This window comes from Streptomyces sp. CAI-85, assembly GCF_013363615.1.
Lineage (GTDB): Bacteria > Actinomycetota > Actinomycetes > Streptomycetales > Streptomycetaceae > Streptomyces > Streptomyces antibioticus_B.
Window position 1 is genome coordinate 1 of sequence record NZ_JAANNX010000094.1, and the last position, 13,781, is coordinate 13,781.

Consider the following 13,781-nt stretch of genomic DNA (forward strand, 5'->3'; position numbering starts at 1 on the left):
GCCTCGAAGGTGTTGCCGTGCATCGGGTCGGTGACCCAGGCGACGGTCGCGCCCGAGGCGGTGACCTTCTCCACCAGCTCCGGCAGCTTGTCGCGGACCTTGTCGGCGCCCATCCGGACGATGAAGGTCAGCCGGCCCGGCTCCCGGTCCGGGTCGAGACGCTCGATGTACTGGAGCGCGTCCTCGGCGGTGGTGGTCGGGCCGAGCTTGATCCCGATGGGGTTGCGGATCCGCGAGGCGAACTCGATGTGCGCGTGGTCGAGCTGCCGGGTGCGCTCACCGATCCACACCATGTGGCCCGAGACGTCGTACAGCTCGCCGGTGCGGGAGTCGACCCTGGTCAGCGCGGACTCGTAGTCCAGGAGCAGCGCCTCGTGCGAGGCGTAGAACTCGACCGTCTTGAACTCCTCCGGGTCGGTTCCGCAGGCCCGCATGAAGTGCAGCGCGTTGTCGATCTCGCGGGCGAGCTGCTCGTAGCGCTGGCCGGACGGGGACGACTTCACGAAGTCCTGGTTCCAGGCGTGCACCTGGCGCAGGTCGGCGTAACCGCCGGTGGTGAAGGCGCGCACCAGGTTCAGCGTGGACGCGGAGGCGTGGTACATCCGCTTCAGCCGCTCGGGGTCCGGGATCCGGGCGGCCTCGGTGAAGTCGAAGCCGTTGACCGAGTCGCCCCGGTAGGTCGGCAGCGTCACGCCGTCCCGGGTCTCGGTGGGCTTGGAGCGCGGCTTGGAGTACTGCCCGGCGATCCGCCCGACCTTCACGACCGGCACGGAGGCGGCGTACGTCAGCACGGCGCCCATCTGGAGAAGCGTCTTGAGCTTGGCTCGGATGTGTTCGGCACCGACGGCGTCGAAGGCTTCCGCGCAGTCGCCGCCCTGAAGGAGAAACGCCTCCCCCTTGGCAACGGCCGCCATACGGACGCGAAGCTGGTCGCACTCGCCCGCGAAAACGAGCGGCGGATACGACTCCAGCTCCGCAACGACTGAGCGCAGAGCCTCGGGGTCGGGGTACTCGGGCTGCTGCGCCGCGGGCAGGTCTCGCCAGGTCGCCTGAGCGGCGACGGCTTGGGAATCAGCGTTCACGGTCACACCCCCACATTACGGGGTCGTGTCGAGTCGTTTTCCCACGGCCCGACAGGTGAGACGCCCTCCCGCTCAGGTGCGCGTGGGGTAGGGTGCGACGCATGTTCGCGCTTTCGAACCGGAACTCCGTTCAGAACTGGTGGTGGACCGCTCATCCGGCGGCCCACTGACTGCGCGTACGTACGACTTCGCGAAGGCCGCCCGAGGGGCGGCCTTCGGTGTTTTCCGGGTCCGTTCCTCATCTCACGCTCCACCAGCGAGAAGGAGACGACCCCATGCACACGACGCCCATGCGTCTGCTGGACCTGCTCGACGACCCCCGCCCCTTCGCCCTGCTGCGCCGCCGCACGCCGGGCCATGACGAGCACACCGTGGAGCTGCTCCTCGGCCCGGTCGACGAGCGTGAGCGTCTCGCCGAGCTGCCCGACGAGTGCCTCGCGCTGGTGCCGTTCCGGCAGATCCGCGAGCGCGGTTTCGACGTCCGCGACGACGGCACCCCGCTGACCGTCCTGGTCCCCGAGGAGCGGTACGGGATCCCGCTCGCCGACGCGCTGGAGCAGCTCCCCGCGCACGAGGTGCGCGTCGGGGGCGGCGGGTTCGACGTGGACGACGAGGAGTACGGGGAGATCGTCGGCCGGGTGCTGCGGGAGGAGATCGGCGGGGGCGAGGGCGCGAACTTCGTGATCCGGCGGACGTACGAGGGGGAGATCGCCGGGTTCGGGCGGCGCGACGCGCTCGCGCTGTTCCGGCGGCTGCTGGAGGGCGAGCGGGGCGCGTACTGGACGTTCGTGGTGCACACCGGGGAGCGGACGCTGGTGGGGGCGAGCCCGGAGGTGCATGTGCGGATGTCCGGCGGGACGGTCGTGATGAACCCGATCAGCGGGACGTACCGCTATCCGGCCGAGGGCCCGGCCCCGGAGCATCTGCTCGGCTTCCTCGCCGACGGCAAGGAGATCGAGGAGCTGTCGATGGTCGTCGACGAGGAGCTGAAGATGATGTGCACGGTCGGCGACATGGGCGGGGTGGTGATCGGGCCCCGGCTGAAGGAGATGGCGCATCTCGCGCACACCGAGTACGAGCTGCGCGGGAAGTCCTCGCTGGATGTGCGGGAGGTGCTGCGGGAGACGCTGTTCGCGGCGACGGTGACCGGTTCGCCGGTGCAGAACGCCTGCCGGGTGATCGAGCGGCACGAGGTGGGCGGGCGCGGCTACTACGCGGGGGCGCTGGCGCTGCTCGGGCGGGACTCGGGCGGGGCGCAGACCCTGGACTCCCCCATTCTGATCAGGACCGCCGACATCGACGCGGGCGGGCGGCTGCGGGTGCCGGTGGGCGCGACGCTGGTGCGGGGTTCGGATCCGGCGGGCGAGGTCGCGGAGACGCACGCGAAGGCGGCGGGTGTGCTGGCGGCGCTGGGGGTGCGGCCGGGGCGGCCGCGGGCGGAGCACACCGGTGCCCGGCTGGCGGACGATCCGCGGGTGCGGGCGGCGCTGGACGGGCGGCGGGCCTCGCTGGCGCCGTTCTGGCTGCGGATGCAGGAGCGGTCCGGCGCGGTGGAGGGGCACGCGCTGGTGGTGGACGCGGAGGACACGTTCACGGCGATGCTCGCGCACCTGCTGCGCTCGGGCGGGCTGGAGGTGACGGTCCGGCGGTACGACGAGCCGGGGCTGCGGGAGGCGGTGCTCGGGCACGAGGGGCCCGTGGTGCTGGGTCCCGGGCCCGGTGACCCCTCGGATCCCGCCGATCCGAAGATGCGGTTCCTGCGGGAGCTGACCGGCCGGGTGCTGCGGGAGCACCGGTACGGGGTGCTCGGTGTGTGCCTGGGGCACGAGCTGATCGCGGCGGAGCTGGGGCTGGACCTGGTCCGCAAGCAGGTGCCGTACCAGGGGGCGCAGACCGTGGTGGATCTGTTCGGGCGGGCGGAGACCGTGGGGTTCTACAACAGCTTCGTGGCGCGGTGCGACGACGGGGCGGCGGCGCGGCTGGCCGGGCTCGGGGTGGAGGTGAGCCGGGCGGCGAACGGGGAGGTGCACGCGCTGCGGGGTGCGGGCCGGAGCGGCGGCACCTCCCGGACCGCACCCCTCGACGCGCCCCGCAACGCGCCCCGGAACGCGTTCGCCGGGGTGCAGTTCCATCCGGAGTCGGTGCTGACGCTGGACGGGGCGGCGATCGTGCGGGAGCTGGTGGCTCAGGTGCGCGGGACGAGCACGTTCTCGGAGCGGCGGCCGGCGCTGTAGTCCAGGACGTTCTTCACGGTGGCGTCGACGATCTGGCCGACGGCGTCCTCGGTGTAGTACGCCTGGTGGGAGGTGACCAGGACGTTGGGGAAGGTGACGAGGCGGGCCAGGGTGTCGTCCTCGACGGTCTCCAGGGACCGGTCGACGTAGAACAGGCCCGCCTCGGCCTCGTAGACGTCGAGTCCGACGCCGGCGAAGCGGCCCTCGCGCAGTTCGGAGACGAGGGCCGCGGTGTCGATCAGGCCGCCGCGGCTGGAGTTGACGAGGATCGCGTCGTCCTTCATGGCCTTGAGGGCGTCCGCGTCGATGAGGTGCTGGGTCTCGGGCATCAGGGGGACGTGCAGGCTGATCAGGTCGGACTCGGCGAGGAGCTGGTCCTTGCCGACGTACTTCATGCCGAGTTCCATGCAGGCGGGGTTCTCGGCGACGTCCCAGCCGAGGAGCCGCATGCCGAAGCCGTGGGCGATGCGGGCGAACGCCTCGCCGATCTTGCCGGTGCCGAGCACTCCGGCGGTGCGGCCGTGCATGTCGCGCCCCATCAGTCCGTCGAGGCGGAAGTCGAAGTCGCGGGTGCGGGTGGAGGCGCGGACGACCCGGCGGTTGACGGCCATGGCCAGGGTCCAGGCGAACTCGGCGACGGAGTACGGCGAGTAGTACGAGACCCGGGCGACGGTGAGGCCGAGGCGCTCGGCGGCGGCCAGGTCGATGTTGTTGAAGCCGGTGGAGCGCTGGGCGATCAGCCGGGTCCCGCCGGCCGCGAGGATCTCCAGGACGGGGCCGTCGAGGACGGCGTTGACACTGCTGGAGACGGCCTCGTAGCCGGCGGCGATGGGGGCGGTGTCCTCGTTGAGGAGGACGTCCAGGCAGCGGATGCCGTGGTGGCCGGCGAAGGCCCGCTCGATCAGGGGCTTCTCGTCGGCCTGGACGCCGAAGGCGAGGATCTCCATCACCGCTCCCTTTTCATGAGGTCGTTCGCCGAATATACGGCGCGGTGTCGGGGGTCAGCCGAAGAACACCCCCGCCTCGGCGTAGAGCTTCGGGTCCACCGTCTTCAGCCGGGCGGTCGCGTCGGCGATCGGCACCCGGACGATGTCGGTGCCGCGCAGGGCGACCATGACGCCGAAGTCGCGTTCGTGGACGGCGTCGACGGCGTGCAGGCCGAAGCGGGTGGCCAGCCAGCGGTCGAAGGCGCTGGGGGTGCCGCCGCGCTGGACGTGTCCGAGGACGGTCGTGCGGGCCTCCTTGCCGGTGCGCCGTTCGATCTCCTTGGCCAGCCACTCGCCGACGCCGGAGAGCCGGACGTGTCCGAAGGGGTCGAGGGAGCCGTCCTTGAGCACCAGGTCGCCGTCCTTGGGCATGGCGCCCTCGGCGACGACCACGATGGGCGCGTACGAGGAGCGGAAGCGGGAGGTCACCCAGGCGCACACCTGGTCGACGTCGAAGCGCTGTTCGGGGATGAGGATGACGTTGGCGCCGCCGGCCAGGCCGGAGTGCAGGGCGATCCAGCCGGCGTGACGGCCCATCACCTCGACCACCAGGACCCGCATATGGGACTCGGCGGTGGTGTGCAGCCGGTCGATGGCCTCGGTGGCGATGCCGACGGCGGTGTCGAAGCCGAAGGTGTAGTCGGTGGCGGACAGGTCGTTGTCGATGGTCTTGGGGACGCCGACGCAGGGCACGCCGTACTCGCCGGAGAGCCGGGCGGCGACGCCGAGGGTGTCCTCGCCGCCGATCGTGACGAGCGCCTCTATGCCCCGGCGGGCGAGGGACTCCTGGATCCGGCGGATGCCGTCCTCCTCCTTGAGGGGGTTGGCCCGGGAGGAGCCGAGGACGGTGCCGCCGCGCGGCAGGATGCCGCGCACCGCCGGGATGTCCAGGCGGACCGAGCGTCCTTCGAGGGGTCCCCGCCAGCCGTCCCGGAAGCCGATGAACTCATGGCCGTAGCTCTGGACGCCCTTGCGGACGACGGCCCGGATGACGGCGTTGAGGCCGGGGCAGTCGCCGCCCCCGGTCAGTACTCCGACGCGCATGGAACTGTCCCTTCGCCGCGGTTGCCTGACGAAGGGTCAGTGTGACGTGCGTCTCACTCGTCGTCGAGACCTCGCTCGATGGCGTAGCGGACCAGCTCGACCCGGTTGTGCAACTGGAGCTTGCCCAGGGTGTTCTGGACGTGGTTCTGCACGGTGCGGTGGGAGATGACCAGCCGCTCGGCGATCTGCTTGTAGCTCAGGCCCTTGGCGACCAGCCGCAGCACCTCGGTCTCCCGGTCGGTCAGCCGGGGCGCGTCCGGCTCGTCGGGGCCGGCCGCCGGGCCGGGGTCCGAGGCCAGCCTGCGGTACTCGCCGAGGACGAGTCCGGCCAGGCCCGGGGTGAACACCGGGTCGCCGACGGCCGTACGGCGCACCGCGTCGAGGAGTTCCTCGGTGGACGCCGACTTCAGCAGATAGCCGGTCGCGCCGGACTTCACCGCCTCCAGCACGTCGGCGTGCTCGCCGCTGGCGGAGAGCACCAGGACGCGCAGCGCGGGGTTCGCGGCGACGACCTCCTTGCAGACCTGGACGCCCGGCTTCGCGGGCAGGTTCAGGTCCAGCACGAGGACGTCGGGCGTGGTGGCCCGGGCCCGGCGCACGGCCTGTTCGCCGTCGCCGGCGGTCGCGACCACCTCGAAGCCGGCCGCCGCCAGGTCGCGGGCGACCGCGTCGCGCCACATGGGGTGGTCGTCGACCACCATGACCCTGATCGGGTCCCGCAGCTCACTCATCGTCGTTCCGCCTTCCCCCGGGAGACCTTCGGTACCGTCAGCTCGACCTCCGTGCCCTGCCCCGGGACCGAGATCAGCTCGGCGCTGCCGCCGAGATCGCGCAGCCGTCCCCGGATGGAGAGGGCCACGCCCATCCGCCCCTCGCCCTCGGCCTGGGCGAGCCGGCCCTCGGGGATGCCGGGGCCGTCGTCCCGGACGGTGACGATCACCGCGTCGGGTTCGTCCTCGACCAGGATCCAGGCCCGGGCGTCGTCGCCCGCGTGCCGGCGCACATTGTCCAGCGCGGCACCGACGGCCGCGGCCAGCTCCCGCGCGGCGGCCGGTTCCAGCGGCACCGGGGCGCCCGGTTCGGCGAGGCTGACCCGGGCGGCGGCGTACGGGGCGAGCAGGGTGCGCAGGTCCACGGGGCCGTCGTCGATGTCGTCGTCCGGTTCGTCGACGGCGATGACGACCGCGCCCTCGGCGGCGTCCCGCGAGACCCGGGAGACCGGCACCAGACCGCCCGAGACCAGGGTGCGCAGCGCGACCTCCTGCTCCCCCGCGAGCCGGCCCAGCTCGGCCGCCTCGCCGCCGAGGACCGCGCCGCGCCGCTGCACCATGGCCAGCACCTGGAGCACCCCGTCGTGGATGTCCCGGGCGAGCCGCTCCCGTTCCCGGGTGGCGGCCTCGATCTCCAGGGCGCGGGCCAGGGTGCGTTCGGAGGCGCGGGCGACCTCGACGACGTATCCGATGGCGATGGAGGCGACCCAGACCAGGATGACGTTGTGCACGGTGTCGCGGGCCGGGTGGCCGCGCTCGATCAGATTGGCGGCGGCGACCGGGGTGGAGGCGAACGCGGCCCAGCGCCAGCCGCCCTTGATGGCGAACGCCAGCACCGACCCGGCCGTCCATATCGACGGCAGGGTGGGGCCGCTGTCCTGGATGTGCTGGTCGGTCACGACCAGCGGGGTCAGGACGATGCCGGTCACCGCGACCACCAGGTCGAGGGCGAGGAAGCGTTTGGTGCAGGCCGCCGCGCTCTGCACCCGGGGCAGGGTGGCGAGCGTCCAGACGAACAGGACGGCGAAGTAGCCGATGGCGATGCCGGCCCGGTCGTAGTCGTCGTAGGAGAAGGCGAACAGGCCGACCGCGTACAGCATGGTGAGCACCCGGTAGCCGGCCAGGGCGCGCCACAGCGGCACCTCGACCGACATCCTCATGACTCTCTCGCGCCTGGCCATCCGTCCCCCCGCCCGTGTGACCGCCCGCCCCGGGCTACTGCTCTTGTTCCTTCTTCGCCTGGTCCTTCTCGGCCTGCGCGAGCGCCGCCTTCGCGGCCTTCTCGGCCTCCTTGCCGGCCTTCGCCGCCTCCGCGATCTGCCGCTTGGCGGCGGTCGCGTACATGTCGACGTACTCCTGGCCGGAGAGCTTCATGATCTCGTACATGACCTCGTCGGTCAGCGCGCGCAGCACGAAGCGGTCGTGGTCCATGCCCTGGTAGCGGCTGAAGTCCAGCGGCCGGCCGATGCGGATGCCGGGCCGCATCACCTTCGGCAGCACCTTGCCGGGCGGCTGGATCTTCTCGGTGTCGATCATGGCGACCGGGATCACGGGCGCGCCGGTGGCCAGCGCCACGCGGGCCAGACCGCCGGGCTTGCCGCGGTAGAGCCGGCCGTCCGGGGAGCGGGTGCCCTCCGGGTAGATGCCGAACAGCTCACCGCGCTCCAGGACGTCGATGCCGCTCTTGATGGCGGCCTCGCCCGCGCCGCGCGCGCCGGAGCGGTCCACGGGGAGCTGGCCGACGCCCTTGAAGAAGGCCGCCGTGAGCCGGCCCTTCACCCCGGGCGTGGTGAAGTACTCGGCCTTCGCGATGAAGGTGACCTTGCGGTCGAGGACCGCGGGCAGGAAGAACGAGTCGGAGAAGGACAGGTGGTTGCTCGCCAGGATCGCGGGGCCCTCGGCGGGGATGTTCTCCGCCCCCTCCACCCAGGGTCTGAAGGTGACCTTCAGCGGTCCTCCGATAGCGACCTTCATCGCGCCGTACAACAACCGAGTGCCTCCTGTGTGTGTAGATCAGACCTTAACCCGGAGCGGCGCCGATGAGCCCGACGGGCCTGGTCGGTGTCAGTGCGGTCGCGTACGGTGAATCTCACCGCACCCACTTCTCACGGACGGGAGACCGAAGTGCCGGTCCTTCCTGGAGCCGAGCCGTACCGCCACGAGGGCGGGGAGGTCGGGGTCCTCCTCTGCCACGGATTCACCGGTTCCCCCCAGTCGCTGCGCCCCTGGGCCCGGTATCTGGCCGGGCGCGGTCTGACCGTCTCGCTGCCGCTGCTGCCGGGGCACGGCACCCGCTGGGAGGACATGGCCCTCACCGGCTGGCCCGACTGGTACGCGGAGGTGGACCGTGAGCTGCGCGCCCTGCGCGCCCGCTGCTCGCGGGTCTTCGTGGCCGGGCTGTCGATGGGCGGCGCCCTGGCCCTGCGGCTGGCCGCGAAGCACGGCGAGGGGGTGGAGGGCGTGATCGTCGTCAACCCGGCGAACAAGGTGCACGGACTGTCGGCGTACGCCCTTCCGGTGGCCCGGCATCTCGTCCGGTCCACCGAGGGGATCGTCAGCGACATCGCCGCGCCGGGGCGGGTGGAGACGGGGTACGAGCGGGTGCCGCTGCACGCGGCGCACTCGCTGCGGATCTTCTTCCGTCAGGTGGACGGCGAGCTGCCGCAGGTCACCCAGCCGCTGCTGCTGTTGCGCAGTGCCGAGGACCATGTGGTGCCGGGGGCGGACTCGGCGCGGATCCTGAGCCGGGTGTCGTCCACGGACGTGACCGAGATCCTGCTGGAACAGAGCTACCACGTGGCAACGTTGGACCACGATGCGGACCGGATCTTCGAGGAGAGCTACGCGTTCATCGCCCGGATCGCGCCCAGTGTCGGCAAGGAAGGGACGGCCGTAGGTGGCTGAGCACGACTCCGACCGCGAGGACCGGGAGAACCGGGACGGGCGGGACGGGCGGGACGGTCCGGACGCCCGGGAGGGCCACGGGCCGCAGGAGCAGCACGTCCCCTTCGACGAGGCGGCCGCCTGGGCGGCGATCGTCGAGGGCTACGGCGAGGAGCCGCCGGACCCGCCGGGCGCCAAGCCCTTCCGGTCGGTCGAGGATCTCGCCCTGCTGGAGGTCCCGGCGGGCGACGACTCGGCCGGTCCGGCCGCGGACACCGTCGGCGGGGCCGGTCCGGATCCCGCCGGGGAGCCCGACCGGGGCCCGGGTGAGGGCGCGGAGCCGGGCAAGGAGCCGAAGGGGTCCGTGGAGAAGCCCGTCGCGGAGCCTGCCGACGAGCCCGCCTCGGAGCCTGTCGAGGAGCGGAAACCGGCCAAGCCGCTGGGCGGCTCCATCTCCTTCGCGCCCGGTGTCGGCCCGCGCGACTACACCGCCCCCGACCCGTCCGACGACGACTTCGACGCGGACGACGAGGGCCACTTCGTACCGCCGGAGCCGCCGCCGCTGCCCGAGGCCGACACCACCGCCAAGTTCGCCTGGCTCGGGGTGATCGGCGGTCCGGTCCTGCTGCTGCTCGCGATCCTGCTCGGCTGGGACATGACGTGGTGGCTGACCACGATCTGCATCGGCGGCTTCCTCGGCGGCTTCGCCACCCTGGTGGCCCGGATGGGGCCGGACGACGAGGACGACGACGATCCCGGGCGGGGAGCGGTCGTATAGCGCGCGGCTTACGCGGCGGGAACCCTGAGGGCGGCCAGGACCGGGAGATGGTCCGTGGCCGCCCTCAGGTCGTCCTCGGTGACTCCGGGCAGTCCGAGCGGCACCCCGCAGCCCAGCACCTCCACCCCCTTGGTCGCGAAGACGGCGTCGATCCTGCGGTCCGGTGCGCCGGCGGGGAACGTGTGCTCGGCGCCCCAGGGCGCGACCGTGCGGCAGTCCTGGAGTCCGGCGGCGAGCCGGGTGAAGGTGGCCCCGTCGGGCCGCTCGTTGAGGTCGCCGCCCGCGACGGCGTGCTCCACGCCCATCCCGGCCAGCCGGTCGAGCAGCATGCCGCCCTGTTCCGGACGCTCCCGGCGCTCCAGGCTCAGATGGCAGCTCAGGACGCCGAGCCGGGTGCCCGCGATCCGGACGACGGCGGTGGCGAATCCGCGCCGGTGCTGTCCGGGGGTGCGGGGCAGCAGCACGTCCTCGGTGCGGATCACTCGGGCGCGCAGGGAGCACAGGATCGCGGGGCCGGCCGCGGTGCCGCCGCCGGTGAGGATCACCAGATCGGAGGCGGCGGCGAGCCGGGCGAGTTTTTTGCGCCAGCGGAAGAAGATCGGGGACTCCTGGACGAGGACCAGATCGGGGGCGCAGGCGGTGACGACCCGGGCGACGGCGTCCGGATCGTCGCGCAGCGAGCGGACGTTGTAGCTGAGGACCCGGACGACGGCTGAACCGTCGGGCTCGGTGCGGGAGTTGGGCAGCGGCGAGGTCGTCGGCATGCCGATCAAGATACGCCGCTTGATCCCGTACGTCCGGAAATACGTCCGCAGACACCTCCGGAGACACCTCCGGAGAGGCTTCCGGAGACGCTTCCGGAAAAGCCGACGGGGGCCGCACGCGGCCCCCGCTCCACCCCCAGGGCGGTACGACTTCCTACGGTACGACTACATGATCGGGTCGGGTTCGCGGGCCAGGTCCGCCGCGCCCACCAGGCCCGCCTTGTTGCCGAGCTGGGCGGCGATCACATCGGCCACCGGCCGCCAGTTGCCGCCCACCAGCCAGCGCTTGTAGGACTTGCGGATCGGGTCCAGGACCAGGTCGCCCTCGTCCGAGAGACCGCCGCCGACGATGAACGCGGACGGGTCGAACAGCGAGGCGAGGTCGGCGAGACCGGCACCGGCCCAGCGGGCCAGCTCGCGGTAGGAGTCGACGGCGACCGGGTCGCCCTGGCGGGCGGCCATCGAGATGTGCTTGCCCTCGATGCCGTCCGGCGTGCCGTCGCCCAGGCCCAGCAGGGCCTCGGCACGCTCGGGGGTGGCGTTGGCGCGCTGCTTGGCGTAGCGCACGAGGGCGCGGCCGGAGGCGTACTGCTCCCAGCAGCCCTGCGAGCCGCAGCCGCACAGCAGACCGTCCGGCACCATGCGGATGTGGCCGAACTCGGCGGCGACGCCGAAGTGGCCGCGGCGCAGCTTGTTGCCGATGATGATGCCGCCGCCGAGGCCGGTGCCGAGCGTGATGCAGATGACGTTGCGGTGGCCCTTGCCCGCGCCGAACTTGTACTCGCCCCAGGCGGCGGCGTTGGCGTCGTTCTCCACGACGACCGGGAGGCCGACGCGGGCCTCGACCTCCGCCTTGAGCGGTTCGTTGCGCCAGTCGATGTTGGGTGCGAAGTAGACGGTGGAGCGCTGCCGGTTGACGTAACCGGCCGCGCCGATGCCCACACCGACGATGTCGTGACCCGCTCGCGCCCCCTCCACCGCGGAGGCGATGGCGTCCACGATGGCCTCGGGCGTGCTGGGGGTCGGCACCTTGAAGGTCGAGAGGATGTTGCCTTCCTCGTCGACCACGCCGGCCGCGATCTTCGTGCCGCCGATGTCGACGCCGATGGTGAGTCCCATGAATCCCTCAGTTTCGGTCGAGCCCCGCTACGGCCAACCGTACCCGAGGCCCTGCCGTGGGATTCCCGTCGTCCGCCCAGCGGGCGGTGCCCCGGCCCTGGGAGAGCCGGGGAACGACACGCTCCGGTCAGTCCAGATCGATGCGCTGGCCGGGACCGGACTCGTCGCCCCGGTCGTCGTGCCGGCCGTCGCCGCGCTCGTCGTCCAGGTCGCGGGCGTCACGCGGGCGGCGCTCGCCGGTGGTCCAGCGGTGCTCCTGCTGCTGGACCGCGGAGCGGTAGGCGGCGAGGAGTTCGTTGCCGGCCGCCGCGAGGTGGTCGAAGACGTCCGGGTTGCGCTCCACGACCGGCTCGACCGCGGCCCTGGCCTGCTGGACGACCTGGCGCACCATCTGCTGGGCGGCCGGTCCCGCGACCGCGCCGAGCAGCGGGGACTGGAGGGTGGAGAGCTTGTCGGTGACGGCGTCGACGAGCTTGCGCAGCTCCTCGGCGGCCGAGCCCTGCGGCCGGTCCTGTCCGGAGCGGCGGCGCTCCTTCTCGCGCGCGAGGTCCTCGGCGCAGGCGGTGGCCCAGGCGTCGTCGTCGGTGGCCCGGGGCTCCGGTGCGACGGTGTCCTCCGGGACGGCCTCTTCCCCGGCGGCGTCGGGCGTCGGACGCTCTTCGCTCATGACGGCCTCCCGGTGACCCTGCTCCTGCGACGCGTGCGCGGCGACTGCCACGGCGGTCGACGCGTGTGCGGCCGCCGCCGACGGCGGCCCGCCCCTACGACGTTACCCGAACGGCGGTACGCGGTTCACCCGCCGCGGGGCCACAGTCCGGGATCCGGCGCGAAGCGGATGCGCAGCTCCCCGTCGCGCAGGGCCGCGCCGTCCACGGCGCACCGGCGCAGCGCGGAGGGCAGCGGGACGATCCGGCGGAAGGGCCCGGCGGTGACGACGAGTTCGTCGCCGCGCCGGACGAGGTCGAGTTCCTCGCGTATGGCGCCGGGCAGCGGCAGGTGCCAGACGAGGACCCCGTCCGCCGCGAGCCGGTCGGCGACGGGCCACTCGACCGGGTGCGCCCCGGTGTCGACGGCGGGCACGGCGAGCGCCGTGAGGTCGTCGGCGCCGCGCGGGTCGTGGCCGAGGTGGGCGACGGCGCGGGCCCCGGCCCACTCCGTCAGGGTCTTGCGCTGCTGGGCGGCGAGCCGGCCGAGCGGATGCCCGGGGTCGTCGTCGGCGGTGTCCGGCAGCACCCGGTTGGCGACCAGGGACTCGACGGGCAGCGCGCGCAGGGCGAGGGCGAGCCGGGCGTCGCGGACGGCGTCGGCGCCGGCCGGACCCGGTTCGGCGACCAGCCGTACGGCGGTGTGCCGGTCGGCGAGGACGGCCTGGACGGCGGCCAGCTCCAGGTCCCAGCGGGCGGTGGTCTCGTACAGCCACTCGGCGGGCATGGGGACGCCGGCCAGGCGGCCGAGGACGGGGCGCAGGGCGCGGGCGGCCTGGCGTTCGGGCGGGAGCAGCCGGCGCAGATAGCGGCGCAGTTCCTCGGGCAGGGCGAGCAGGGCGAGGGCCTGCGGGAGCGGCGGCAGGTCGACGACGAGGAGGTCGTGGGTCTCGGCGAGGGCGGCGTCGCGCAGCGCGCGCAGCAGGGTCAGCTCCTCCGCGCCGGGCAGCGGGGTGACCTCCTCGGGGTCGAGCCGGGAGGCGCCGAGCAGGTCGAGGACGCCGGTGGCGCGCTCCTGGAACGAGGCGAGGTCGTCGCGGAATCCGGCGCCCGCGTCGGGCCGCCAGGCGGTGAGCCCCGGGGCGGCCCGGACCGGCTCGCGGCCGGTCGGTACGCCCAGCGCGGCGCCGAGGCTGTCGGTGCGGTCGGCACTGAGGACGAGGGTCCGGGTGCCGGCCGCCGCGGCGCGCTGTGCGGTGGCGGCGGCGACGGTCGTCCGTCCGCTGCCGCCGGGGCCGGTGATCAGGAGGGTGCGCATGGGGGTGAACCGTACCGTCGGCGGGGTCTCGCGAAGGGCCGCGGACTACAGGTCCTTCGACTCCACGCGCTTCTTCAGTCCGGCCAGCGCCCGGTCGATGATGACCTTCTCGGCCTTGCGCTTGATCATGCCGAGCATGGGGATCTTGACGTCGACGGT

At 73.0% G+C, this 13,781-nt stretch carries 14 protein-coding genes and 1 pseudogene; 4 read left to right on the forward strand and 11 right to left on the reverse strand.

Features of this window, described 5'->3' with window-relative positions:
- The coding region (locus G6W55_RS35255) for a 3-deoxy-7-phosphoheptulonate synthase class II (protein WP_175524721.1) at window positions 1-1,088 on the reverse strand (1,088 nt) is incomplete at its 3' end.
- 95 nt (window positions 1,089-1,183) lie between these two features.
- Between G6W55_RS35255 and G6W55_RS39650 the strand changes: the two genes are divergently transcribed.
- Window positions 1,184-1,252 (forward strand): trp operon leader peptide, encoded by a 69-nt coding sequence (locus tag G6W55_RS39650; protein ID WP_175524733.1) that lies wholly within the window; start codon window positions 1,184-1,186, stop codon window positions 1,250-1,252.
- A 120-nt stretch (window positions 1,253-1,372) separates the two neighbouring features.
- Window positions 1,373-3,316: an anthranilate synthase family protein gene (locus tag G6W55_RS35265; protein ID WP_175524734.1), complete on the forward strand. Its 1,944-nt coding sequence runs from the start codon at window positions 1,373-1,375 to the stop codon at window positions 3,314-3,316.
- Here G6W55_RS35265 and G6W55_RS35270 read toward each other — a convergent pair.
- Genes G6W55_RS35270 through G6W55_RS35290 form a run of 5 tightly spaced genes read right to left on the reverse strand, consistent with a single transcriptional unit; the run spans window position 3,268 to window position 8,090 of the window.
- Complete coding sequence (locus tag G6W55_RS35270; protein WP_175524722.1) at window positions 3,268-4,263, reverse strand: 2-hydroxyacid dehydrogenase; 996 nt, start codon at window positions 4,261-4,263, stop codon at window positions 3,268-3,270. The two genes, G6W55_RS35265 and G6W55_RS35270, sit on opposite strands and share 49 nt — an antisense overlap.
- A gap of 54 nt (window positions 4,264-4,317) precedes the next feature.
- Window positions 4,318-5,346: a 6-phosphofructokinase gene (locus tag G6W55_RS35275; protein ID WP_175524723.1), complete on the reverse strand. Its 1,029-nt coding sequence runs from the start codon at window positions 5,344-5,346 to the stop codon at window positions 4,318-4,320.
- 53 nt (window positions 5,347-5,399) lie between these two features.
- Window positions 5,400-6,077 carry a response regulator transcription factor gene (locus G6W55_RS35280; RefSeq protein ID WP_175524724.1) on the reverse strand — a complete coding sequence of 226 codons (678 nt, stop codon included), beginning with the start codon at window positions 6,075-6,077 and terminating at the stop codon, window positions 5,400-5,402.
- Entirely contained in the window at window positions 6,074-7,297 is a 1,224-nt protein-coding gene (macS, locus tag G6W55_RS35285; RefSeq protein WP_175524725.1) for a MacS family sensor histidine kinase, read from the reverse strand. The genes G6W55_RS35280 and macS overlap by 4 nt, the downstream gene beginning before the upstream one ends.
- A 34-nt stretch (window positions 7,298-7,331) precedes the next feature.
- Entirely contained in the window at window positions 7,332-8,090 is a 759-nt protein-coding gene (locus G6W55_RS35290; protein ID WP_175524726.1) for a 1-acyl-sn-glycerol-3-phosphate acyltransferase, read from the reverse strand.
- Between the two features lie 150 nt (window positions 8,091-8,240).
- On the opposite strand from G6W55_RS35290, the gene G6W55_RS35295 reads away from it, so the two are divergent.
- Entirely contained in the window at window positions 8,241-9,020 is a 780-nt protein-coding gene (locus tag G6W55_RS35295; protein WP_175524727.1) for a carboxylesterase, read from the forward strand.
- Window positions 9,013-9,777 (forward strand): hypothetical protein, encoded by a 765-nt coding sequence (locus G6W55_RS35300; RefSeq protein ID WP_175524728.1) that lies wholly within the window; start codon window positions 9,013-9,015, stop codon window positions 9,775-9,777. The genes G6W55_RS35295 and G6W55_RS35300 overlap by 8 nt, the downstream gene beginning before the upstream one ends.
- 8 nt (window positions 9,778-9,785) lie before the next feature.
- On the opposite strand, the gene G6W55_RS35305 is transcribed toward G6W55_RS35300, so the two are convergent.
- The 5 genes and pseudogenes from G6W55_RS35305 to G6W55_RS35325 all read right to left on the reverse strand — a co-directional run.
- The gene (locus tag G6W55_RS35305; protein WP_175524729.1) at window positions 9,786-10,541 is read right to left on the reverse strand and encodes an endonuclease/exonuclease/phosphatase family protein; all 756 of its coding nucleotides are present in this window, start codon (window positions 10,539-10,541) and stop codon (window positions 9,786-9,788) included.
- Window positions 10,542-10,706: 165 nt separating this feature from the next.
- Window positions 10,707-11,660, reverse strand: a complete 954-nt coding sequence (locus G6W55_RS35310) for an ROK family glucokinase (protein WP_175524730.1) — start codon at window positions 11,658-11,660, stop codon at window positions 10,707-10,709.
- 127 nt (window positions 11,661-11,787) lie between these two features.
- Window positions 11,788-12,327: a DUF5304 domain-containing protein gene (locus tag G6W55_RS35315; protein ID WP_175524731.1), complete on the reverse strand. Its 540-nt coding sequence runs from the start codon at window positions 12,325-12,327 to the stop codon at window positions 11,788-11,790.
- A 125-nt stretch (window positions 12,328-12,452) separates the two neighbouring features.
- Window positions 12,453-13,622, reverse strand: a complete 1,170-nt coding sequence (locus G6W55_RS35320; protein ID WP_175524732.1) for an ArsA family ATPase — start codon at window positions 13,620-13,622, stop codon at window positions 12,453-12,455.
- 45 nt (window positions 13,623-13,667) lie between these two features.
- Window positions 13,668-13,781, reverse strand: a pseudogene (locus tag G6W55_RS35325) (cyclase); the annotation flags it as partial.

Coding starts and splice junctions, on each gene's coding strand:
- G6W55_RS35290 (WP_175524726.1), bottom strand. CDS start 8,090: ATGAAGGTCGCTATCGGAGGACCGCTGAAGGTCACCTTCAGACCCTGG.
- G6W55_RS35320 (WP_175524732.1), bottom strand. CDS start 13,622: ATGCGCACCCTCCTGATCACCGGCCCCGGCGGCAGCGGACGGACGACC.
- G6W55_RS35280 (WP_175524724.1), bottom strand. CDS start 6,077: ATGAGTGAGCTGCGGGACCCGATCAGGGTCATGGTGGTCGACGACCAC.
- macS (WP_175524725.1), bottom strand. CDS start 7,297: ATGGCCAGGCGCGAGAGAGTCATGAGGATGTCGGTCGAGGTGCCGCTG.
- G6W55_RS35315 (WP_175524731.1), bottom strand. CDS start 12,327: ATGAGCGAAGAGCGTCCGACGCCCGACGCCGCCGGGGAAGAGGCCGTC.
- G6W55_RS35310 (WP_175524730.1), bottom strand. CDS start 11,660: ATGGGACTCACCATCGGCGTCGACATCGGCGGCACGAAGATCGCGGCC.
- G6W55_RS35265 (WP_175524734.1), top strand. CDS start 1,373: ATGCGTCTGCTGGACCTGCTCGACGACCCCCGCCCCTTCGCCCTGCTG.
- G6W55_RS35275 (WP_175524723.1), bottom strand. CDS start 5,346: ATGCGCGTCGGAGTACTGACCGGGGGCGGCGACTGCCCCGGCCTCAAC.
- G6W55_RS35305 (WP_175524729.1), bottom strand. CDS start 10,541: ATGCCGACGACCTCGCCGCTGCCCAACTCCCGCACCGAGCCCGACGGT.
- G6W55_RS35270 (WP_175524722.1), bottom strand. CDS start 4,263: ATGGAGATCCTCGCCTTCGGCGTCCAGGCCGACGAGAAGCCCCTGATC.